The sequence below is a fragment of the Paenibacillus lautus NBRC 15380 genome (genome assembly GCF_004000945.1).
Lineage (GTDB): Bacteria > Bacillota > Bacilli > Paenibacillales > Paenibacillaceae > Paenibacillus_AQ > Paenibacillus_AQ lautus.
In genome coordinates this window covers 54,462-77,596 of record NZ_BIMF01000022.1, presented here as the reverse complement: position 1 = coordinate 77,596, position 23,135 = coordinate 54,462, and the positions used below count along the sequence as shown (strand labels likewise).

The window sequence follows — 23,135 nt, the reverse complement described above, 5'->3', positions numbered from 1 at the left end:
AAGACGAATCTATTTAAATCATATCACAATCGATCTCCCTTCCTCCAAGCAAATCTGAACCAGCTTCTGCGGGCAAGAACAGGTTTACAGTCTGCTGCCTTTGGCCACCTCGCTAATCCTCCGGGGATATAAAGGCGGCTCGGGCCGCAATTGAAATGGATGGGATAAGATGCATAAATCGTCTCGGTCTTGAGACCGAGGCGAAGTTCAGCCATCGGGCTGTTCTATGAATAGCCGCCTTGTGGTATCTTAGAGGGAGATTATGACTCCACCTGGTGGAGGATGGAAACTTATTTAGGAAATAATTGTTGTGATGAAGCAATTAAGATATAGATCGTGATCACTTTGTAAATCTGGAGGAGGATACTTATGATACCACGTGACGACAAGCTGTCCGATTTGAGGATTACAGGAACCGGAAGTTCAAGCGGCGGCCGATACGATAAGGTGCGAATTGACGGTGCCGGACAGGTGAACGGGGATCTGGATTGCCAGGAATTAATAGGCAATGGAACAATGAGCATCAATGGCGCCGTGGCTGCCCGCACGATTCGCGTGAACGGTTCGGGAACCATTAAGGGGGCCGTGGAGTCCGAGGAGCTGCATGTAGCCGGCAGCCTGAGTTTAAAGGAAGGATTGCGCAGCCGCTCCATCTTTATCGGCGGGCATTGCAGCATTCACGGAGATTCCGAATCGAAGAAGCTTGAGGTTACGGGAAACCTGAGAAGCCGTGGTGACGTGCGGAGTGAATCGGCCACGTTTCAGGGGGGCTTTAAGATCGATGGCCGCCTGCATGTTGGAACAGCGGATATTCGGGTATTGGGCCGCTGCCTTGCGCAGGAAATCGTCGGAGACCGGATCACGATCCGCAAAAAAGGAAAGCGGCTCTGGGAAATGCTGTCCTTGCCCTTAAGGGGTGCGCGTTTGGAAGCTCGCATTATTGAAGGCGATGTCCTGGATCTCGAGTATGTCGAAGCCGATATCGTCCGCGGGAACCGGGTGATCCTAGGCAAAGGCTGCGAGATTCGGCAAGTGGAGTACAGAGATGAACTGTCACAGCATCCGGAAGCAGAGGTCAGATCGTCTCGGCGATTTTAAGGGTAACAACGATGCCGCTGTTGTCAGGGGCAGCAGGGTCCATATCGGCAAAGGCTGCTCCATCGGCCGGGTGGAATATACCGAGACGTTCAGCGCAGATGCCATGGCAGAAGTCCGAACCTATTATAAAATAGATACATTACATTAAAATAACAGCAAGGCAAACAGCCCGGATTCGCGGTTCTATTCGCGAATCCGGGCTGTTCCACGTTATCTGCAGGTTCACGGCGCGCTGATCCCGTCCTCAACCACTTCCTCTTTCGGCGTTTCATTCGCATCCGGCAGCGGGACCTCATTCGTCGGATTAATGGCAACGATGCTGTTCTGGGGGCGGTAAGTGTCCTTGGATATTTTGACGTTCTCCACAACCTTGCCGTTTACTTTCTTGGTTCGGTAGGTTTCAACCACATAGCCTGGCTTCCCGTTCTGAACCACCTGCTTGAGTCCGGGCGGCAGCGAGTTATTGTGAATGATTTTCTCTGGTGACGGCAAGGTTTCAACGGTGGTGGACACAAGCTCATATTCCGTATTGTCCGGGAAGGTCCCGAACATCTTTAGCGTTAAATTACCGTGCGATACCTCCGATAAAATAAGTAGATGCTTGCCTGTATTGTTTCGGAAGCGGAAGTTTATCGCACCTTCGGCAAAGGTGGCATCCTGCCCTTTGGGCAGGTAGCTGACCGGAAGGGAATGGTTGCGCCGTTCAGTGATTTCCAGCCCGATGAGCAGAGCGGCATGGTAGACCGTGCTGGATACCTGGCAGATACCGCCGCCGATACCGGGAACCAGCTTGCCGTTCACGATAACGGGAGCTTCTTCAAAGCCGTACTCCTTCTTCGCCGTATCAATAATATGAGCATAATTGAATTCATCGCCCGGCTTTAGAATCATACCGTCTACGGCTTTGGCAGCGGCGGTGACGTTATGAACGCGTCCAGGCCCGCTGGATCCGAGACTGGTGGAGAATTCGACGATTTTGCGCTCAATCCCCTCATCCTGCAGCGATTTTACGGTAACGGGGGGCTTTTGACGGATGAGAGGCAGCTGAACCGTAATGACCTCATCCGGATTCAGCTCGGTGAAGTGAGACTCATTCGGAAGCGCAGCGCTGAACCCATCATAGAATGTTGGCCAATCGATGCGGTACGCTGTTTTCTCCGGGGTATACCGGACAACATCGTCTTCGGAAATGCTTCGCACAGCATTGACGGGTTCCCCAAAGCGTTCCTTTTGCCAGTCTTCGCTCAGCCGCTCCTTTAACACATCGCGATCCCAGTCCGTGGATATATGCCACTCCAGCTGAAAGTTACGCCGGTAAAGAACCTGATCCCATAATGATCCTTCGGACAGCTTGGCGATAGCTTCCCGAAAATCGGCTGCGTTGAATTGAACGCCGGCTTCCCGGAGAGTGAAGCTTTCCGTGTGTCCCTTGAGAGCGTCCGATTGCAGCTCCACCTTCAACGCTGTCATCGCCTGCAGCCGTTGATCCAGCTCTGACAGCACCTCGTCTGCGGGTTTACTGCCTACCTGCCAGCCGGAGAGAACGACCCCCTTCGGGAGTTCCTTCTGGTTCACGTACATCGTCAATAGACCGAAGCCGACCGAGAGGAGAAGACCGAAACTGATGACAATGATGAGACCAAGATGAATTTTTTTCATTCGAAACCACCTTCTTAACTTCGTATTGGCCGCAGTTCATGCACTTGTTCATGTATATGTCACGGTGGGCTTAAACTTTCGGGTACTCAAAAGGTAACAAATTTGTTACAATAAACGATGTCGTGAGGATTTTTCATGGATTTTAAAGGAATTCGATGGAAACTGTCGAAAGTATAAAGGCTAATTAAGGATTGGGAAGTGATGAAGTGATCGAAATGCAGGACGTATGGAAGACTTATCCGAACGGTGCTCATGCGCTTCAAGGAGTTTCCGTCAAAATCAATCGAAATGAATTCGTCTATGTTGTCGGACCGTCAGGTGCGGGCAAATCGACGTTTATGAAACTTATCTATAGAGAAGAAGTGCCTACCAAGGGGCAAATTTCCGTTAACGGATTTAATATCGGGAAGCTGAAGCAGCGCAAAATCCCCTATGTTCGCCGAAATATCGGGGTTATTTTTCAGGACTATCGTCTGCTGCCCAAGCTGACTGCTTACGAAAATGTAGCTTTTGCCATGGAGGTTATCGAAGCGCCGCAGCGTCTCATCAAGAGACGGGTCATGGAGGTGCTGGAGCTTGTGGGTCTGAAATCCAAGGCGAACCGCGAACCTTCCCAACTCTCCGGCGGTGAACAGCAGCGGATCGCAATCGCCAGAGCGATTGTGAACAACCCCTCCGTCATTATTGCGGACGAGCCTACAGGTAACCTGGATCCGGAAACCTCGTGGGGCATCATGCAGCTGCTGGATGAAATCAATTTCAGGGGAACCACCATCGTCATGGCTACCCACAACAGGGATATCGTGAACACCATGCGTAAACGCGTTCTTGCGATTGAGCATGGACAGATCGTCCGTGACCAGCAGAGAGGAGATTACGGGTATGAATTTTAGAACCTTCTTGCGGCACTTGCGGGAAGGGGCGAAGAGCGTTTTCCGGAACGGATGGATGTCGGTCGCATCCGTCACTTCCATCGTGGTGTCTTTGTTTATACTGGGCGTTTTCATGCTGTTAGTCATGAATGTGAACGCTTTAGCCGATAAAGCAGATAGCAATGTGCAAATCAACACGTACTTAAATCTCAACGTGGATGAGAAGCTGCGCGAAACCATCAAGGGTGAACTCGAGGCCATGCCGGAGGTCAGCGCCATCAAGTTCGTGTCCAAGGAAGAGGGCATGAAGGAGCTTGAGGAAAGCCTGGGCTCCGAATGGGTGGAAGGCTTCAGCGAAGCGGACCAGAATCCCCTTCCGGATGCATTCGAGGTTTCCGTTATTGAACCGACCACGGTCGGTTTTGTTGCCGACAAGATTACCGCACTGAACCAGAAGTATACGGAGGAGCCGATCCTGCGTGTCAAGTATGGAGAAGGCACGGTAGAAACCCTGTTCAAGATTACGAAGACGGTGCGCAATATCGGCTTTATTTTCGTAGCGGGACTCGGCTTGATGTCCATGTTCCTGATTTCGAACACCATTCGGGTTACGATTTTGGCTCGTCGCCGTGAGATCGGCATTATGAAGCTTGTCGGCGCGACCAACAACTTCATTCGCTGGCCGTTTTTCGTGGAAGGCGCCATGATCGGCCTGATGGGCTCCATTGTGACGGTCACGCTGTTGTTTGTAGGCTACAACCGCCTGTACGCCGCATCGCAAACGGATTTGACGTTAGCCCAAAGTTTAATCCCGCTGGGAGATTTGTGGCTGCCGATCGGCACCATTGTTGTTGGGCTGGGCATTGTCATTGGCATCTGGGGAAGCACCATGTCGATACGTAAATTTTTGAAAGTATAAAAAACAAGGTAAAGGATGGGGAGCGAAACTTGAAGAAGATCGCCGCAGGAGTAGCAGCCTTATTACTGGCCACTGTTATGATCCAACCGACTGTCGGACAAGCCGAGAAGAAGACTTCAGCCGATGTAGATCGAGAGCTGAGAGTGCTTCAGGAGCAGGTCAAGAAAGCACGGGCACAGAAGAACAAAGCAGCGGAAAATAAACAAGAAGCCCAGCATTACAAGAAGAAAACAACGAAGAATTTGAAATATGTGATGGAACAGATCAGCATCGTCAGCAATGAATTGACTAAAATCTCCATGAAGATCGAGGAGACAGAGGATCTGCTGAGAAAGACAACCAAGGAGCTTGAAGCGGCGGAGGAGCGTATCGCCTCCCGCGAGAAGCTGTTAGAATCCCGAATTCGCCTCATTTATATGGATGGGCAAGTATCGTATCTGGATGTGCTGCTCTCCTCGACCAGCTTCAGCGATTTTATTGAGCGTGCGGATTCCCTGAAGACGATCGTTAACCAGGACCAGGATTTGCTGGTAGAGCATAAGCAGGACAAGCTGCTGGTCATCGACAAGAAAAAGGAGCTTGAAGGACAGTATGCAACCGCCAAGGACCTGTATGGCCAAATGGAGGACCGCAAGAGCATCTTGAACGAGAAGGAACAGGAGAAGCGCGTTTTGCTCGCCCAATACGATCAGGAAATCGAGGACGCGGAAATCTTGACCGAAGAACAGGATAAAATGCTGGTTGCCCTGGCAAGCAAACGCTCGGATCTGCAGAAGGAAAAGAATAAGCTTGCCGCTGAGGAAGCTGCACGTAAAGCAGCGGCTGCCAAAGCGGCTGCGGCGAAAAGAGCCAAGGCGACCACCCTCGGTGGTAGCAAAGGCGGCGGCGGATATACAGGTAACGGCGGACCATTCGCCATTCCGGTCTCCGGGGCCAGACTGTCCTCCGGTTATGGGCCGCGAGTTCATCCGGTAACGGGGGAAGTCGGCAAGATGCATACAGGCCAGGATTTCGCCGTTCCGCAGGGAACGGAGATCCGCGCAGCGGAGAGCGGCACGGTCATTTTGGCCGAGTGGTGGAGCGGTTACGGAAACTGTGTTATTGTTGATCATGGGGGCGGCGTATGGACCTTGTATGGACATATCCGCAACGGCGGCATTAAAGTCAGCGAAGGCGACAAGGTGTCCAGAGGGCAGAAGATTGCCGAAGTAGGCTCCACGGGTCAGAGCACAGGACCGCATCTTCATTTTGAGGTTCGGGTCAATGGATCGCCGGTGAATCCTTCGCCTTATCTGTAACAGAATTTTAGGACTTATACCATATAACCTTCAGACCGCTGTATAAATATTCCCGGCAAGCCAATCATATACTAGGTGGACGGGATTCCCCATGTGTGTAGCAGTTGAAACGTACAAAGGCGGTGAAGTACTTGCTGAAAAAACGAACGGCTGTCTTTCTGGTCATAGCTGCCATGCTGTGCGGCGTGCTGTTAACGATGGCCTTGACCCAGCTGCCCGCTCCTAGCCAGACCGGAGACGGTGAGGGGCTGCTGGCCAGTATAGCCAACAGGAATGGACTGGAGCAGTCTGAAGCGAAAAAATTGGGGACAGCGATTGACCTCATCGAGAGCAATTATTACAAGGATATCGATCGGTCGAAACTGATCGACGGCGCCATCAACGGGATGATGGAAGCGCTGGAAGATCCATATTCCAACTATATGGGAAAAGAAACGGCAGCCCAGTTTGAAGAGAGCATCGAGGGCTCCTTCTCGGGGATTGGCGCAGAGGTGTCCTCTGTAGATGGCAGTGTGGTCGTTGTATCCCCGATCAAGGGATCTCCTGCGGATAAAGCCGGCATTCGGGCAAAGGACACCATCCTTTCCGTCAATGGCGAATCCTTGCAGGGCCTTGAACTGAACGCGGCCGTCAACAAGATTCGCGGTCCGAAGGGCTCCAAGGCCGTTCTTCAGATTAAGCGTGCAGGCTCCGAGCAGCCGATCGAGTATGTTATCGTTCGAGATGACGTCGATCTGGAAACCGTATCGGCACGGATGGAGAAGGGCGGAATCGGCGTTATTGAGATCTCCCAATTCTCGCTGAATACAGGCGAACGCTTTAAGGAGGAACTCGAGAAGCTGGAAAGCCAAGGCATGAAGGGACTGCTGATCGACGTCCGGAACAATCCAGGCGGCGTGCTGTCCGTTGTCATTGACATTGCAGAGCAGTTCGTACCTAAAGGCGAGTTGATCGTTCAGGTAGAGGATAAGGATAAGAAGCGTGAGAAGCATCCTTCCAATGGTGAGGCGAAATCCTATCCGATTACGGTGCTGATGAACAAGGGCAGTGCCAGCGCTTCCGAAATTTTGGCAGGCGCACTGCAGCAATCGGCCGGAGCTACCCTGATGGGTGAGCATTCCTTCGGTAAAGGAACCGTACAAACGAGCTTTGATAAGCAGTTTGGCGATGGAAGCCTGCTGAAAGTAACGATTGCCAAATGGTTGACGCCAAACGGTACCTGGATCCATGAGAAGGGAATTGAGCCGGATATTAAGGTGTCACAGCCAGAATACTTTACCGTTGCACCGATCGATAAGAAGAAAACCTATACGTACGACACGAATAGCACAGATGTGAAGAACGCACAGATCATGCTTGAAGCGGTTGGTTATAAGACAGGGCGTACGGACGGATATTTCGACCGGAATACGGAGAAGGCGGTCAAGAGCTTCCAGAGCAAGCACAAGCTGAAGGCGGACGGTATCCTTAACGGCGCTACAGCCGAGGCATTGGAAGCCGCATTGATCGAGAAGATTCAGGATCCGAAAGAGGATAATCAAATGAATCGCGGAATTGCCGAGGTTCGGAAGGAAATCGCCGCTAAAGCGTCGAACAAGTAAGAAGGCTGAATGTTAGCCTTCTTTTTTCTTTTGAGATATCAGAAAGTATACATTTCGAAGCATCTTGAATCGAAAGGAGCGTGGCAAGCTGTTGGAGACATTGAAACAACTGCTTATGTATGGGATAGATGCAGGCATACAACTGCTGACGCAGCCCTTTTACTATATTTCAATTTTGTTTGTCATGCTGTTTTACCGAAGGCAGGTGTTGGTGGAGCGTAAGCTGTTCCATGTGAAGCTGCATTCCTGGGGATTGCAGACATGGCGAACGTTTCTGGGCGGGCTGCTGGCAGGAATCGGCGTATCGATCGTGGTGGCCTTCCTGGGCATATCCTTAAGCCTGGAAGCCATTATATGCATATGGGTGACTTCCCTGATCCTGATGCTGTTTCATATCCGTTACTTATGCTTTGCCTATTCCATCGGTCTTCTGGGGATCATTCAGTTTGTATTAGGCTGGTTTCCGAATTGGCAGCCGGAAGGCTGGATTAGTCACGTAACAACAACGATCGTTGGATTGGACATCCCCGCGCTGCTGGCGTTATCCGCCGTTCTGCATTTTGCCGAAGCCTTGCTTGTCAGGATACAGGGTTCTGGTTTTGCAACACCGCTGTTCCTTGAGGGGAAACGTGGAAGGCTCGTTGGTGGTTATCACATGCAGAGCTTCTGGCCCTTGCCCTTATTCTTGCTTGTTCCGGCAGTAAACGGAGGCAGCGTGCTGCCATGGACGCCATTCTTCGGTGGGGATGCCTGGAGTACAGGCTTTACCATGATGGCACTCCCAGTCGTGATCGGCTTCGGGGAGATGACGCAGAGCATGCTTCCGCAGGAGAAGGCAGGGATCACATCGAAGCGGCTCATATTCTACGGAGCCATTGTGCTGGCGTTGAGCCTGCTGGCCGAGTGGTGGGCACCACTCACGATCGTGGCTGCATTAGCCGCATTAATGCTGCATGAAGGCTTGGTGTGGTACAGCCGTTACGAAGAGCAGCAGCGCAGTCCAATCTTTGTGCATCCGATTCGGGGACTACGCGTCCTCGCGGTGCTTCCGAATAGTCCGGCAAGCGAACTTGGCATTCTGGCAGGAGAGACGATCCTTAAGGTGAACGGTAAACTGATTCACAGTAAGGAACAGCTGCATAGCGCGCTTCGTCAGAATTCGGCCTTCTGTAAGCTGGAGGTTCAGAACCATCAAGGGGAGAGTAAATTCCTGCAGCGTGCGATCTACGCAGGGGATCATCATCAATTGGGAGCTATCGTGGCACCCGACCCGAGGGATGGCATAGCCGTCAGGTTGAAGCCGGTAAGCTTAATCACGCTGCTGGCGAATAAACTTCATATTCGCAGCAAGCGGGGTTCTTCCGGCAGCACGACGACCGACGGCTCCGAAGAGGCAGGTTTCTATTCATCATGATACTGGAAGCGGGTCTTTGTCCTATATGGACAAAGACCCGCTTTATTGTTGCATAAGGTACGAAATGCTGTATATGGAGCTAGCCCTGCACTTTTTTTAGATAGAAAATGGCGATTTGCGTTCGGTCCCGAAGATTCAGCTTCCCCAGAATTTCGGTGACATAGTTTTTAACGGTGCCTTCACTTAAATAAAGCTGTCCGGCAATTTCCTTATTCGATAGGCCCTCTGCAATAAGGGTGACGACCTTTTTCTCGGCCGGGGTCAGCCCGAATTGTTCAAGCTCAGCAGATTTGGGGACTGGCTGAGCCGTTGGACGAAGCATGCCAGTCAGCTTGCGGGCGATGTCGGGATGAATCAGCATGTTTCCGTCATGCACTGTTTTGATCCCCTGGATGATGCGGTCCGGCGGAATGTTCTTCAGCAGATAGCCGCTGGCCCCGTTCTGCAGAGCTTCCACGATATAATCATCATCATCGAAGGTGGTCAGCATAAGCACTCGTACATCCGAATATCGTTCACGAATTCGCCGCGTTCCTTCCACGCCGTCACATACCGGCATGCGAATGTCCATGAGCACGACGTCAACAGAAAGTCCTTCCTCCAACATAGCCAGCGCTTCCTCGCCGTGCTCCGCGACAGCCGATACATCGATATCCGGGTCCATCCCCACCAGTAATTTCAAGCTTTCTCGAATGAACGGATCATCATCTACAATTAAAACGGATATCATGGATGGCCAACACCTTTTTCTATAAAATAAGATACTGCATCTTGTCTTGTTAAATTACATAATCTCACGCTTCTGGTAGACAGGCAGCCGGGTGATGACGGTAAAAGGTACGGTTCTCCGTACCTCAAGCGTCCCACCCACCACTTGGGTTCGTTCGAGCATGCTGCTCATTCCGATACCTTGACGGTCCCGTGCAGCTTCGTGGCCAATCGGCTCATGGACAGTACCATCGTTGGAAACCTCCATCCTGACGTCCTGGTCTCCGTAATGCAGGATGATTTGGATCCGTTTAGCCTCGCCATGGCGGATGGCGTTCGTGATCGCTTCACGGGCATTTTTGTATAGCACCACCTGTTGACTGGGATAGAGCGGATAGGGGATGCCCTGCAATAAAAGGTCGGTCTCGATCCCGGTCTGTCTGCCTGTCTCCTCCAGCAGCCGATCGAGGGAATAGTCGTCCGTGATCCGCCGGGCCGGATTCATCTGTTTCACGGCCGTTCGCATCTGCTCCATGCTCTCTCCCAGCTGGTCACGGATTTGATGGAGCATATCCATACCACGGACGGAATCTCGAGGCACGATATGGAGAGCTGCTTCCATCATCATTTTAACGCGAATCAGGCGGTGGCCGATGTCGTCATGCAGCTGGCGGGAGATGCGGTTACGCTCCTCGGCCTGGGCCGCACCTTCTACCTGATGGGCGAATTGCAGCAATTGTCTGCCTGCCTCGTCCTGCTGGAAATGCAGTCTTTTCAGCTTGTCGTATAACTGAATATGATCCGCTTCCTTCTGATTCATTTCATGGATGTGGTTGAATGTTACCGCCATGAACAGAAACAGCAGATTGGCTGTCGTCAGCAGCAGCGCATCGTAATCGTTAATGGCGATGTTGAGCAGCAGAAGGTGAACGAACGCCACCCATACCCTGCCTGACCGCTGGAATAAGGGCAAATAAACGCATAGGGTGGAGATGGACAAGAACACCATCATGAAGCCGTATTGATGGCATAGCCACAGAGATAGTGGAATTTCCAGCAGAGCGGCTGCCTTCAGATAAGCAGGCGATGGCAAAAAGCGGCTTAGCACCGTAATCGCCAGAAACAGCAATATGTACACCATATATTCCCCGTAATCATCGAGCTGCTGCAAAAAGATGTCCGCGGCGGCCGGAAGGAGAATGAAGCCATACCTTAGATAGGTGAGTGGGGATGTCACGTGCGATCAAACCCTTTTCCATAGTGAAATCAAACCGTTCAAACGATTGGCTTCATTATATCACAAGGATGTTTTCGGCAAGGAGATGACTTTCGTCACCCTATAAAGTGACTTCTTCTACCTTAAAAAGCCGGCCATTCCGGATAGAATGAAATCAACAAATGGATACGAGAAATATGAGAAATGGAGTGGTGAATATGGCAGTCTTTCTGCAGATGAAGGATGTCGTGAAACGATATGGAAACAAGCTGTCGGTGGATCATATGAACCTGGAAGTGAACGAAGGGGAAATCTTTGGGCTTCTAGGACCGAACGGGGCCGGCAAAAGCACGTCCATCAGTATGATCTGCGGCCTTCTTCTCAAGGATCAGGGCAGCATCAAGGTGGACGGTATCTCGATTGAAGAGCAGCCGCTGGAAGTGAAGCGGAGAATCGGGTTGGTGCCGCAGGATCTGGCTCTGTACGAGGAGATGTCAGCTTGGGATAATGTCGCTTTTTTTGCAAAATTGTACGGACTGCGTGGTCATCTGCTGAAGGAACGGGTGGAAGAGGCGCTGGAGTTTGTCGGCTTGCAGGATCGGGCGAAGGAAAAGCCGTCCACCTTCTCCGGGGGGATGAAACGAAGACTGAATATTGCCTGCTCGATCACACACCGTCCGAAGCTGATCATTATGGATGAGCCTACGGTAGGGATTGATCCGCAGTCCCGGAATCATATTCTGGAGTCCGTGAAGACGCTGAACCGCATGGGCTCTACGGTTATTTATACGAGTCATTACATGGAGGAAGTCGCTGCGATCAGTGATCGGGTGGCGATTATGGATCAAGGTCATGTTATCGCCTGCGGGACGCAGCAGGAGCTTCGGGCACGCGTTGCGCATGAGGAAAAAATCATTCTTACTGCTGATGGGATCACACCCGACCTGGTGGAGGAGCTGACCATTCACCCGCGTGTTCGGCGCGTCACGCAGAATGATAACGTGATCGAAGTCTATGTGCCGTCGGCTCAGGATGAGCTGCAGGATATTTTGTTCATCTGCAGTAAACATCATACGATTCTCCGCTCCCTGCAGTGCGAGGAGCCGGGGCTTGAAACGCTGTTTCTCAGCCTAACCGGGCGAACGCTTCGCGATTGATCATAACGGCATGTGCAGAGGAATCCATGAAGGAGGAATACCGAAAATGAATACGATGATTATCGCCTGGTTTGAGCTGAAGCGGATGGCTACCAGCCGAACGGTGCTGATCAACCAGTTTTTGCTGCCGCTCATTCTTATTTTTATATTGGGGAACGCACTCTCGGGCTGGTTTGGCAATGATCAGGAGTTTAAACAGCCATCGGTCAGAGTGGGATTTGTGTTGGATGCAGCGGATGGAGGTCAACTGCCGGGGAGTATTCAGTCTCTAACCGGCTCACCGGCAATCCAGGACATTCTCGTTCAAGAGATGGCAGATAGCCGGGAAGAGGTTGAAGGAAAGCTGCGCAGGGGCAAGGTCGATTATGCGGTGGTGATTCCCGCTTCCTTTGATGAACGGATGGGTCAGGGAGCGGACGTGAAGCTTGAATTGCTGCCCGGAAGAGACCGTAATCTCAATCTGGTGGCAGACACGATCTTTAAGACCTTTATCGCAGATGCCAATCACAAACAGGCGGAGGTTATCGTTATGGGTGGAGATCAAGTTCTTGCGGCTCAAGCGGCAGCACCTGTTGAAACCTCGTCTGGACCGAACGTAACGATCGGGAAACTGAGCGAGAAAGGAGCCACATATTCAGCAGCCCAATATTACGCTGCCTCCATGCTGATTATGTTTCTTTTGTATTCGGGTCTGATGGCAAGCAGCAGTCTGCTGGGAGAGCGGGAAAGCCGGACCCTGTATCGCCTGCAAAGCGCACCCGTCACCCCCGGAACCGTATTTGCCGGTAAAATTATCGGCTGCAGCCTGATCACGCTTGTACAGGCAGCAGCCATTGTGCTGGGTTCCATGTGGCTGTACGGCGTAAAATGGGGCCCTCACCCCTTGCTGCTCATCGTGGTCTGCGTATTAATCACATTATCGTCCATGACCATTGCCACGTTCATAACCCTAGTCTCCTCAACGGCTGCAGGAGCCAGGGGGCTGATGCAGGCGATCATTATCGCCATGACATTTGTGAGCGGAGGATTCATGCCGCTTCCCGTGGATTTTTTCCAGAAGATCGGCGCCTTCACCGTCAATCATTGGGCCATGCAGAGCATGCTGCGGATGATGCTGAACAGCGACTTGCACTTGATTGTCACTTGCCTCGGCATGCTGGCGGCCATTACCGCGGCCCTGTCGGCTGCAGCCATGATTACGTACAGAAAGGTGGGATACCATGCATAGCTTAACCATTGCCTGGCATATGGTAAGACGCACGCTGGGGCGCAAAAGAGGCTGGATCGTATATCTGCTGGTTCCTTGCGTGGTCGTTACCTTGACGGTGTTTTTCTTGGGGCAGACCACGGCCGCGAGCATTCTGGTCTCTTATGTGAATGAAGATGAAGGCCCGGCAGGTCAGTATTTGATGAATGAGCTGGAGCGCAGCGGCCAATACGTACTCAAGGAGTCCGAATCCGAGAATACGCTGAGAGAAGACCTGGTGGAGAATAAAAGCACCGTAGGCGTTTATATACCGGAGGGCTTCAGCGATGGATTGATTGAAGGACAGCGGCCGACGGTTCAGGTATACGAGGTTTCAACCTCGGAGGCTTCGGTGATGATACGAATGACGGCAGACTCTGCGGTCACGCGTCTGAGCGGCACCGCTGCTTTGATCCGGGGAACCTCAAAGCCGGATGTTGACCGAATGCTGATGCTGCAAGAAGTGCTCAAGCAATCCGCACTGAATCGGGTGGATACTGAGGTCACGGATTTGAATCTGTACGCCAAGCCGGGACTCTCGAACGTAACGGGTTTTACCCTGATGTTCATGATGACCCTCATCTCCAGTGTGGTGTCGATGATGATCGATGACCGCAGGCAGCGAACGCTGTCTCGCATGTATACGGCACCGGTGCGTGCCTACCAGATCGCTTTAGGTAATTTTCTAGGCAGTTTGGTGGTCGGCTCGCTGCAGGTGATCATCGTACTTGTGCTGAGCCGGTATGTGCTCCGTTACGATTACGGTGTTCCGTTACTGCTGCATTTCCTTATTCTGATGGCCTTCATGCTGGTATCGTTAGGCGTGGCAAGCACGGTCGCCGGGTTGATCCGGAACGGGCAAAATGCGGCCATGATCAATTCCATGATCGTCACGCCGACCTGCATGCTGGGCGGGTGCTTCTGGCCGCTTGCCATCATGCCGGAGTTCATGCAGAAAATCGCCAACTTCATCCCGCAAAAATGGGCTATTGAGGCGGTGGAGATTGCGGCCACGGGCGGCACGTTGTCCGATATCGCACTTCCGCTGGCCGTTCTTGGCTTGATGGCGGTCATTCTGCTGGCCGTCGGCTCCGCTATCCTGCGGCCAAGCGAGAGCGGAGTTGGGCACGGCGCATAAAACGAGTATGTTGGAAACCTCTTGGCTCGTATGAACGTTGTTAGTGATCGAATCATTTTTTTAAAGCGAAAGCGCGCGGCCAGATCTGAATGCATGTAGATTCAGTCTGCCGGGCGCTTATTTAATATAGGTGACGATACGATGGGTTAAGCATTTTCTTCTAAGGCAAAGCATGGGAGCGAGTTTGGCCGATGGAGGCTATCTCCCTACTCTTTAAGCTGCCGCAGCACCGTAATTTCAACCCGCCGGTTCTTCTGCTTGCCCTCGGCAGTCGCGTTATCCGCGGCCGGCCTCGTATCGGCATAACCTGCATACTGGAAGCCTTCGGGGTCCAGCTTGCTGTGATCAAGGAAGAACCTCAGCACTGACATCGCCCGGGCACCGGAGAGCTCCCAGTTGTCCTTGTAACTGGAGTAGCGGCCGATCGGCACATTGTCCGTATGCCCCTCGATGCTCACCGTGGTGTTTAAATCGCCGAACAGGCTTGCCAATTTGCCCAGAACCGGAGCGGCACCGGGTTTAAGCTCGGCCTTGCCGACATCGAACAGGAAGCGGTCGCTTAGCGTAATGGCAATCCCTTGCGGCTCGTCCGCGATGAAGATATCCTCTTCGAGCTGGTTGTCCTTCACGTATTGCTGGATGAGTCCCATAAAGTTTGCCAGCTCTTCTTCCTGGGCTCGGAAAGCGAGCTCCCGCTCGGTCAGCGGTTCCACAGCTGTATCCTTGTCTTCGCTCTCCTCATCGGCTGCAGGCTTCGGCGGAGGATTCTTGTGCTTCTCCGTATCGGCCGTGCCGGTAAGGCCTGATCCCATCTCCAGGATACTGTCTCCGCTCTGGAAGGTGGCTTGCAGGGATTGGGTGACGAGTTTGTATTTTTCCGTATCGAGCCGGCTCATGGCATACATCACAACAAAAAAAATCAGGAGCAGCGTAATCAAGTCGGCATAGGTGATCATCCAGCGGTCGCGCTGGTCGCCTTCAGCCTGCTTGCGCTGACGGCGCCGTCTATTCGGCTGTCTCATGCGCGATCCCCCTTGTGGACGGAATGTCCGTGGTGCCGGCGGAAGCGAAGGAGGCTAGCTTTTTACGAACCAACAGCGGGTGCTCTCCGTTCTGAACAGCCATAATTCCTTCGAGCAGCAGCTCCATATTTGCAATTTCTTCTTCGGAACGTGCTTTAATCTTGGTCGCAATGGGCAAAAAGATAATATTGGCACTTGCGACACCGTATAAAGTGGCGGTGAACGCGACCGCGATCGAAGGTCCGAGACCCGTTGGGTCTTGCAGACTGCCCAGCACGTGGATCAAGCCCATGACCGTACCGATGATCCCCATGGTAGGAGCATATCCCCCGGCGGACTCGAAAATCTTGGCATACCCTTCGTGCTTCTGCTCGGCGGCATTGATATCGAGCTCCAGGATTTGGCGCACCATTTCCGGGTCGTTGCCGTCCACGACCATCTGCATGCCTTCCCGCAGGAACGGATCCTCGTGTTCGGCCGAGATGCGCTCGAGCGCCAGCACCCCGTCTCTTCTGGCCGTTACCGACATATCGACAATGGCGTCAATCAGCTCGTCCGTTGAACGATTGCTGCGGCCGAAGGCCAGCTTGAGGGCAGCCGGGATGGTGCGGAGCCGGGTAGCCGGGAAACTGACGATGACGGCGGCGATGGTGCCGCCGAATACGATAAGCGCAGCCGCTCCTTGCAGCAGGCCGCTCAGATGCCCGCCTTCCCATAAAAACCCTCCGATCAACGCGGCCAAACCGGCGAGAATGCCAAGAATAATCGTAATATCCATAACGCTGTATCATCTCCTTAAGGAAGTTAATTGTAGATCATGGGTTTGCTTGAAGCTAGTCCGATATGGAATTTGAAGGCTGCCGGACCCTAGAAGGTGTGGCCCGGAACATTCGCGCTGGAACTTATTGAAATTTTAATTAAACTGTTTGCATCAAAAAAACGTAAAGGGTATAATGAGACGGGAACAAATATTCTTATTCCTTACGTAGACACCACTAATTTCCCATAGTATATCATCGGGAAGTTTCGACATATCTTTTAGCATGAATTTCATTTTAGAGTATGAGGGTGATGAAGGGCAATGAGCGATTTAGTTGTCAGTACCAAATCCTTTGAGATCCAGTCTGAATTCCAGCCGCAGGGCGATCAGCCCACGGCTATTGATGCGTTGGTCGAAGGACTCCGCCAAGGGAAAAAACATCAGACGCTGCTAGGTGCAACAGGAACGGGGAAGACGTTTACGATCGCGCAGACAATCGCCAAAGTAAACCGTCCCACACTCGTCATTGCGCATAACAAGACGCTGGCTGCACAGCTGGCCAGTGAGTTTAAGGAATTCTTCCCGAACAACTCTGTGGATTATTTCGTGAGTTATTACGATTACTATCAGCCGGAAGCGTATATCCCTTCCTCCGATACGTATATCGAGAAGGACTCCAGCATTAATGAAGAGATCGATAAGCTCCGCCACTCTGCAACGAGTTCGCTGTTTGAACGGCGCGATGTCATCATTGTGGCAAGCGTATCTTGCATATATGGCTTGGGTTCGCCGCATGAGTACGGCGAAATGCTGCTTTCGCTCCGGGTAGGCATGGAGAAGCCGCGGAATGAGATTTTGTCGCGGCTGGTTGATATCCAGTATCAGCGGAACGATATCAACTTCGTTCGCGGTACCTTCCGCGTCCGCGGGGATGTCATCGAGATATTCCCGGCCTCGAAGGGGGAACAGGCCGTTCGCGTCGAGCTGTTCGGCGACGAGATCGAGCGGATCACGGAGATCGACGTCTTGACGGGAGAGCTGGTTGGAGAACGCGAGCATATCGCCATTTTCCCGGCGTCTCACTTCGTTACCCGTGAAGAGACGATGCGGGTAGCAATCGTGAATATCGAACGCGAATTGGAAGAACGCCTTGAGCTGCTGCGCTCGGAAGGCAAGCTGCTGGAAGCGCAGCGCCTGGAGCAGCGTACCCGTTACGACATCGAGATGATGAAGGAAGTCGGATTCTGCTCCGGCATCGAGAACTATTCCGGCCCTCTGACCTTCAGGGAGCCTGGTGCTACGCCATATACGCTCCTTGACTACTTCCCGGACGATATGCTGTTTGTCATTGACGAATCACACGTGACGCTCCCGCAAATCCGCGCGATGTACAACGGTGACCGGGCACGGAAAACGGTGCTGGTCGATCACGGCTTCCGCCTGCCGTCCGCGCTGGATAACCGGCCGCTGAAGTTCGAGGAATTCGAGGAGAAGGTCAATCAGATCATTTACGTGTCGGCTACGCCTGGTCCGTATGAGATGGAGCACTGCGATACGATGGTTGAACAGATCATCCGGCCGACAGGCTTGCTTGATCCGATCATTGATGTGCGCCCAACAGAAGGTCAGATCGATGACTTGATTAGCGAGATCCATGACCGGGTGGAACGTGACGAGCGTGTGCTCGTGACGACCCTGACGAAGAAAATGTCAGAGGATCTGACCGATTACTTGAAGGAAATTGGCATCAAGGTTCGTTACATGCACTCTGATATCAAGACGCTGGAGCGGATGCAGATTCTACGGGATCTGCGGCTTGGTACATTTCACGTGCTGGTGGGTATTAACCTTCTACGGGAGGGTCTTGACCTGCCGGAGGTTTCCTTGGTAGCGATTCTCGATGCCGACAAGGAAGGCTTCCTCCGTTCGGATCGCTCGCTCATTCAGACGATCGGCCGGGCAGCCCGGAACTCGGAAGGTAAAGTTATCATGTACGGCGATAAGATCACCGATTCGATGGATCGGGCAATCAAGGAAACCGAGCGCCGTCGCAGCATCCAGGTTGCCTACAACGAGAAGCACGGCATAACGCCGCAAACGATCCGCAAGAAGATCCGCGATGTCATCGAAGCAACCAAGGTTGCGGAGGGCAAGGCAGATTATCTGGTGGGCGAAGGACAGAAGATGTCGAAGAAAGATCGTCAGAAACTGATCCAGCGTCTTGAGTCCGAAATGAAGGAAGCAGCGAAGAATTTGCAATTCGAGCGTGCGGCCGAGCTTCGTGATGCGCTGCTGGAGCTGCAAGCCGAGTAAATATTGGAGAGACGAATGACAGGGGGGACGGCCTATGCGGTCGTTCTCTTTGTGAAAATATAAGCACCACATGCATGCCATATGGAGTAGGAGATGATATCGTTTGGCAAGTGAAAATATTGTGATCAAAGGCGCCCGTGCACACAATCTGAAAAATATCGACGTCACGATACCGCGTGACAAGTTCGTCGTTCTTACGGGGCTTAGCGGCTCGGGTAAATCCTCTCTCGCATTCGATACGATTTACGCCGAGGGTCAGCGCCGTTACGTGGAATCCTTGTCCGCTTATGCACGCCAGTTCCTCGGACAGATGGAGAAGCCGGATGTCGATTCCATTGAAGGCCTATCGCCGGCGATATCGATTGACCAGAAAACCACGAGCCGAAATCCGCGCTCTACGGTAGGTACCGTAACGGAAATTTATGATTATTTGCGTCTGCTGTTCGCCCGGGTCGGACATCCTCACTGTCCGGAGCATGGCGTCGAGATTACGTCCCAGACGGTCGAGCAAATGGTAGACCGCATCATGCAGTATCCCGAGAAGACGAGACTGCAAATTCTCGCGCCGGTCATTTCCGGGCGCAAGGGCGAGCATAAGAACCTGTTCGCCGATATTGCGAAGCAGGGCTTCGTTCGGGTCCGCGTCGATGGAGAGCTGCGTGATCTGTCGGAGAACATCGAACTTGAGAAGAACAAAAAGCATACGATCGAGGTGGTTGTGGACCGGATCGTAGTTAAGGAAGATATAGAGGCACGTCTGGCCGATTCGATCGAGACGGCACTGAACCTGTCAGGCGGTCAGCTCCTGGTCGATATTATGGGTCAGGAGGAGCTGCGATTCAGCTCCAACTTTGCTTGCCCGATCTGCGGCTTCAGCATGGAAGAGTTGACCCCCAGAATGTTTTCCTTCAATACCCCTTTCGGTGCTTGTCCGGATTGCGACGGTCTGGGCGTCGAAATGATCGTGGACCCGGAGCTGCTTGTACCGGATACGAGCAAGAGCGTGGAGGAAGGTGCCTTTGCTGCATGGAGCGGGGGCACGTCGACTTATTATCCGCAGTTTCTGAAATCGGTCTGCGCGCATTTCGGCATTCCGCTGGACAAGCCGGTCAGTACCTTTAGCCAGGAACAGATGAATAAACTGTTGTACGGTACGGGTAATGAGAAGGTTCACTTCCGTTATGAGAATGACTTCGGTCAGCGCAAGGAAGCGCATGTGACCTTCGAGGGCATCATTCCGAATCTGGAACGTCGCTACCGCGATACCAATTCCGAGGGTATTCGCGAATACATCGAAGGTTATATGAGCAGCAAGCCATGCGATGTTTGTAAAGGTCATCGTCTCCGGAAGGAAAGCCTAGCGGTTACAATCAATGACCGCAACATGGCCTATGTCACCAGCCTGTCGATCGGAGAATCGCTGAAATTCTTCGATCACCTGGAGCTTAGCGAGAAAGAAAAACAGATTGCCAATCTCATTCTGAAGGAGATTCACAGCCGTTTGGGCTTCCTTGTCAATGTGGGTCTGGATTACCTGACGCTCAGTCGTTCGGCGGGAACGCTGTCGGGTGGGGAAGCGCAGCGGATCCGGCTAGCCACGCAGATCGGCTCAAGCCTGATGGGCGTGCTGTACATTTTGGACGAGCCCAGCATCGGGCTGCATCAGCGGGATAATGACCGCCTGATTTCGACGCTGGAGCATATGCGGAATCTGGGCAATACGCTGATTGTGGTCGAGCATGACGAGGACACCATGATGGCTGCGGACTATATCATCGATATTGGTCCCGGCGCTGGCATTCATGGCGGCCAGGTCATCGCGGAGGGAACCCCGAAGGAGATTATGAAAGACCCTAATTCTCTGACGGGCCAGTACCTGAGCGGCCGCAAGTTTATTCCGGTCAGCAGCAAGCGGCGCAAGACCGATGGACGCTGGCTCGAGATTAAAGGCGCGAAAGAGAACAATCTGAAGAATATCAACGTGAAAATTCCGATTGGTGTCTTTACGGCGGTAACCGGCGTGTCTGGGTCAGGGAAATCGACACTGGTTAACGAGATCCTCTACAAGACACTCGCTCGTGATTTGAACAGGGCCAAAGTACGTCCGGGGCAATACCGTGAGATGAAAGGTCTGGAGCATATCGAGAAGGTCATTGACATCGACCAGTCACCGATTGGCCGTACGCCTCGCTCCAACCCGGCGACCTACACGGGCGTCTTCGACGACATCCGGGATATCTATTCCCAGACGAATGAAGCGAAGATTCGCGGATACAAGAAGGGCCGCTTCAGCTTCAACGTGAAGGGCGGACGCTGCGAGGCTTGCCGCGGAGACGGCATTATCAAAATTGAGATGCACTTCCTGCCGGATATCTACGTGCCTTGCGAAGTGTGTAAGGGCAAGCGTTACAACCGCGAAACGCTGGAAGTTAAATATAAAGGCAAGAACATCGCTGAAGTCCTGGAGATGACGGTGGAGAATGCAACGGACTTCTTCCAGAACATTCCGAAGATTCACCGTAAGATGCAAACGCTGATGGATGTGGGCCTGGGCTATATAACGCTGGGTCAGCCTGCCACCACGCTGTCTGGTGGTGAAGCGCAGCGAGTAAAGCTGGCTTCCGAGCTGTATCGCCGCAGCACGGGCAAAACGATGTATATTCTGGATGAACCGACCACCGGCCTGCATGTGGACGATATCGACCGTCTGCTCGTTGTCCTTCATCGCCTGGTGGAATCCGGGGAATCCGTCCTTGTCATTGAGCACAATCTGGATGTCATTAAGACAGCAGACTATCTAATCGACCTGGGTCCGGAGGGCGGCAGCGGCGGTGGTACCATTATTGCTACCGGAACGCCTGAGGATTTGGTGAAGGTACCCGAGTCTTATACAGGGAAGTACCTGAAACCAATCCTGGAACGCGATACAAAGCGAACCGAGGAATTGAACAAGGTGGAAGCGGCACGTTAATAGCTGCTCCCTTGCTACTGCAAGGGAGAACGGATGAATTGACAGTATATTAGACAAATCATATCTCAGCAGATGAACAAGGTTAGAAGTAATAACGGAGTCCCCGTTTTTATAACGGGGGCTCTTTTTTTCTGTTTTCATTTCATACTTCAATATCTTCGCATTCCAGGATATGGTATGATCTTGATGATTGCGACAAAATGGAGGGATTGTATGAAGAGGATCACCTGTTCCGTTCTGATAGCTCTGGCAGCAAGTGCTTTATACATAAACTCATCCGACAGCGTTCAAGCAAAAGAGGGTGTACCCGTTTCAGATATGGGGCTCTTCGTTGCGCAGGAAGCCATTCTCCGGTTAACCGAAGGAGGCCCCCATCCCGGTGACGGTGGTAGGGATCTCCTTCCGAAAGTTGCCATCAGCCGACAGGATTTTGTCATATTGATCGTGAATGCTCTAAACCTGAACACGGCTGAACTTCCGGAAGTCGCTACCTTCAAGGATGTACCTAACGATCACTATGCCTTCTCCGCAATCGAAGCTGCGGTTCATGCAGGGCTGGTGAAGGGGATAGGAAATGGAAGATTTGGACTTGGGCAGTCGCTGACACGTCAGGATATGGCTGTGCTGTATCAAAGAGCTCTGCAAGGGAGTACCGATAAGGAAACCTCGGACGGGGAGGCCACGCAGCTGGAGCTGGAGTTACATGAAATCACCTTCAGCCATTATGCTGAGGATGCTATCGTACTGGCCATGGAGTTAGGTCTCTTTCAGGGATCCGCAGCCGATGTTCTGAATCCCAAGGGTACCGTTACCCGGGAAGAGGCGGCTTTGGCTACAGCGAAGTGGTTGAAAGCCATGGAGCACATCAGCTCGGATACTGCGGAGGGGGAGGTAGAGACACCACCAGAAACTTCCCGCCCGGTAATCCAAGGTGTCGTAACCTCATCTTCGGGATCATCATCCACAACTCCTGCCGTTCCCGGGTCAGCACAGTCCCATGCGGGGACAGAGACCTTGGCATCTCAGCCGGATTTGCCGATAACGGCACCAATCGCTCCGAAGGATTTGAAGTTCCAATATGAGAAGGGTCAGATTCAATTAACCTGGACAGAGCAACAAGGGGAAACCTACAATATTTATTTCAGCGAGAAGTCCGGAACAGGTTATACATTATTGGCTGACGGAGCGAATGTGAAGTCAGGCGCTTACGTAACATCCGATGTGCGTTTTCAGGAGACCGCCTACTATGTGGTTGAGGCTGTGAACAGCGTCGGCAAGAGTGGCTATTCTAATGAAGTTTCGAGCCGTCCGAATAAAATATCCGATCTTCAGGCCATCCTAAATGAGGAAGATGAATCCATTGGTTTAACCTGGTCCGATGTGCAGGAAGGCATAAACTATCATGTATATTACATAGGACCCGATGGAGTACTGTATCGTTTGAATGATGAACCTATAGAGAGCGGTACATATCTTATTCCGAACCGCAATATGTTGGCAGGTCCGTCCGGCCGGTATGCGATCCATGTCGTTGCTGTGAACGAATTGAACGTAAGCAGTGAGCCGTCCAATGAGGTTGTGCTGGATGTCAAGAAGGATCCTGAGGACCGGATTACGATCACGGATCCTTCCGTGGCATTGCCAAGTGAGGACTTGGAGGAGGAAGCGGCAATAGAGCAAGAATCGATTCCTGAGGAGTATGAGGAACAGGAGTGAACGTTTCTCGATCCTGCCAGAGTCACT

Annotated in this window: 18 protein-coding genes; 13 read left to right on the top strand and 5 right to left on the bottom strand. The window is 52.4% G+C overall.

Annotated features, from left to right (window positions below; genetic code table 11):
* Positions 1-369 precede the first annotated feature (369 nt).
* Together PLA01S_RS26725 and PLA01S_RS26720 are read left to right on the top strand one after the other, a co-directional pair.
* Positions 370-1,098, top strand: a complete 729-nt coding sequence (locus tag PLA01S_RS26725) for a bactofilin family protein (protein WP_127594796.1) — start codon at positions 370-372, stop codon at positions 1,096-1,098.
* The gene (locus PLA01S_RS26720; protein ID WP_127594795.1) at positions 1,046-1,246 is read left to right on the top strand and encodes a hypothetical protein; all 201 of its coding nucleotides are present in this window, start codon (positions 1,046-1,048) and stop codon (positions 1,244-1,246) included. The genes PLA01S_RS26725 and PLA01S_RS26720 overlap by 53 nt, the downstream gene beginning before the upstream one ends.
* Positions 1,247-1,320: 74 nt before the next feature.
* Here PLA01S_RS26720 and PLA01S_RS26715 read toward each other — a convergent pair whose 3' ends face one another.
* Complete coding sequence (locus PLA01S_RS26715) at positions 1,321-2,757, bottom strand: VanW family protein (RefSeq protein WP_127594794.1); 1,437 nt, start codon at positions 2,755-2,757, stop codon at positions 1,321-1,323.
* A 206-nt stretch (positions 2,758-2,963) separates the two neighbouring features.
* Between PLA01S_RS26715 and ftsE the strand changes: the two genes are divergently transcribed.
* The 5 genes from ftsE to PLA01S_RS26690 all read left to right on the top strand — a co-directional run bounded on the left by ftsE (position 2,964) and on the right by PLA01S_RS26690 (position 8,861).
* Positions 2,964-3,650, top strand: coding sequence for a cell division ATP-binding protein FtsE (ftsE, locus tag PLA01S_RS26710; RefSeq protein ID WP_071219774.1), 687 nt, complete (start codon positions 2,964-2,966; stop codon positions 3,648-3,650).
* Positions 3,640-4,548 (top strand): permease-like cell division protein FtsX, encoded by a 909-nt coding sequence (gene ftsX / locus PLA01S_RS26705; RefSeq protein ID WP_127594793.1) that lies wholly within the window; start codon positions 3,640-3,642, stop codon positions 4,546-4,548. The genes ftsE and ftsX overlap by 11 nt, the downstream gene beginning before the upstream one ends.
* A gap of 29 nt (positions 4,549-4,577) precedes the next feature.
* Positions 4,578-5,846 carry a murein hydrolase activator EnvC family protein gene (locus tag PLA01S_RS26700; protein WP_127594792.1) on the top strand — a complete coding sequence of 423 codons (1,269 nt, stop codon included), beginning with the start codon at positions 4,578-4,580 and terminating at the stop codon, positions 5,844-5,846.
* Between the two features lie 131 nt (positions 5,847-5,977).
* Entirely contained in the window at positions 5,978-7,447 is a 1,470-nt protein-coding gene (locus PLA01S_RS26695; RefSeq protein ID WP_100540901.1) for a S41 family peptidase, read from the top strand.
* 91 nt (positions 7,448-7,538) lie between these two features.
* Positions 7,539-8,861 (top strand): PDZ domain-containing protein, encoded by a 1,323-nt coding sequence (locus PLA01S_RS26690; protein WP_127594791.1) that lies wholly within the window; start codon positions 7,539-7,541, stop codon positions 8,859-8,861.
* Positions 8,862-8,940: 79 nt separating this feature from the next.
* Here PLA01S_RS26690 and PLA01S_RS26685 read toward each other — a convergent pair whose 3' ends face one another.
* Both PLA01S_RS26685 and PLA01S_RS26680 read right to left on the bottom strand, forming a co-directional pair.
* Positions 8,941-9,591: a response regulator gene (locus PLA01S_RS26685; protein ID WP_127594790.1), complete on the bottom strand. Its 651-nt coding sequence runs from the start codon at positions 9,589-9,591 to the stop codon at positions 8,941-8,943.
* Positions 9,592-9,645: 54 nt separating this feature from the next.
* Positions 9,646-10,806 carry a sensor histidine kinase gene (locus PLA01S_RS26680; protein WP_246059868.1) on the bottom strand — a complete coding sequence of 387 codons (1,161 nt, stop codon included), beginning with the start codon at positions 10,804-10,806 and terminating at the stop codon, positions 9,646-9,648.
* A 176-nt stretch (positions 10,807-10,982) separates the two neighbouring features.
* Between PLA01S_RS26680 and PLA01S_RS26675 the strand changes: the two genes are divergently transcribed.
* From PLA01S_RS26675 to PLA01S_RS26665, 3 genes are read left to right on the top strand one after another with little or no spacing between them, the layout of a single operon-like run.
* Positions 10,983-11,942: an ABC transporter ATP-binding protein gene (locus tag PLA01S_RS26675; protein WP_371860461.1), complete on the top strand. Its 960-nt coding sequence runs from the start codon at positions 10,983-10,985 to the stop codon at positions 11,940-11,942.
* 46 nt (positions 11,943-11,988) lie between these two features.
* The gene (locus tag PLA01S_RS26670; protein ID WP_127594788.1) at positions 11,989-13,170 is read left to right on the top strand and encodes an ABC transporter permease; all 1,182 of its coding nucleotides are present in this window, start codon (positions 11,989-11,991) and stop codon (positions 13,168-13,170) included.
* Positions 13,163-14,326: an ABC transporter permease gene (locus PLA01S_RS26665; protein WP_127594787.1), complete on the top strand. Its 1,164-nt coding sequence runs from the start codon at positions 13,163-13,165 to the stop codon at positions 14,324-14,326. Before PLA01S_RS26670 ends, PLA01S_RS26665 begins: the two co-directional genes overlap by 8 nt.
* Before the next feature lie 206 nt (positions 14,327-14,532).
* Here PLA01S_RS26665 and PLA01S_RS26660 read toward each other — a convergent pair whose 3' ends face one another.
* Positions 14,533-15,348 carry an OmpA/MotB family protein gene (locus PLA01S_RS26660; protein WP_127594786.1) on the bottom strand — a complete coding sequence of 272 codons (816 nt, stop codon included), beginning with the start codon at positions 15,346-15,348 and terminating at the stop codon, positions 14,533-14,535.
* On the bottom strand, positions 15,332-16,126 hold the full coding sequence (locus PLA01S_RS26655; protein WP_127594785.1) for a flagellar motor protein: 795 nt from the start codon (positions 16,124-16,126) through the stop codon (positions 15,332-15,334). Before PLA01S_RS26655 ends, PLA01S_RS26660 begins: the two co-directional genes overlap by 17 nt.
* A gap of 303 nt (positions 16,127-16,429) precedes the next feature.
* On the opposite strand from PLA01S_RS26655, the gene uvrB reads away from it, so the two are divergent.
* The 3 genes from uvrB to PLA01S_RS26640 all read left to right on the top strand — a co-directional run bounded on the left by uvrB (position 16,430) and on the right by PLA01S_RS26640 (position 23,108).
* A complete protein-coding gene (gene uvrB, locus PLA01S_RS26650) occupies positions 16,430-18,421 on the top strand; it encodes an excinuclease ABC subunit UvrB (RefSeq protein WP_127594784.1) in 1,992 nt (663 codons plus the stop codon).
* Positions 18,422-18,524: 103 nt separating this feature from the next.
* Positions 18,525-21,392, top strand: coding sequence for an excinuclease ABC subunit UvrA (gene uvrA, locus PLA01S_RS26645; protein ID WP_127594783.1), 2,868 nt, complete (start codon positions 18,525-18,527; stop codon positions 21,390-21,392).
* 213 nt (positions 21,393-21,605) lie between these two features.
* Positions 21,606-23,108 carry an S-layer homology domain-containing protein gene (locus PLA01S_RS26640; protein ID WP_127594782.1) on the top strand — a complete coding sequence of 501 codons (1,503 nt, stop codon included), beginning with the start codon at positions 21,606-21,608 and terminating at the stop codon, positions 23,106-23,108.
* Positions 23,109-23,135: the final 27 nt, after the last annotated feature.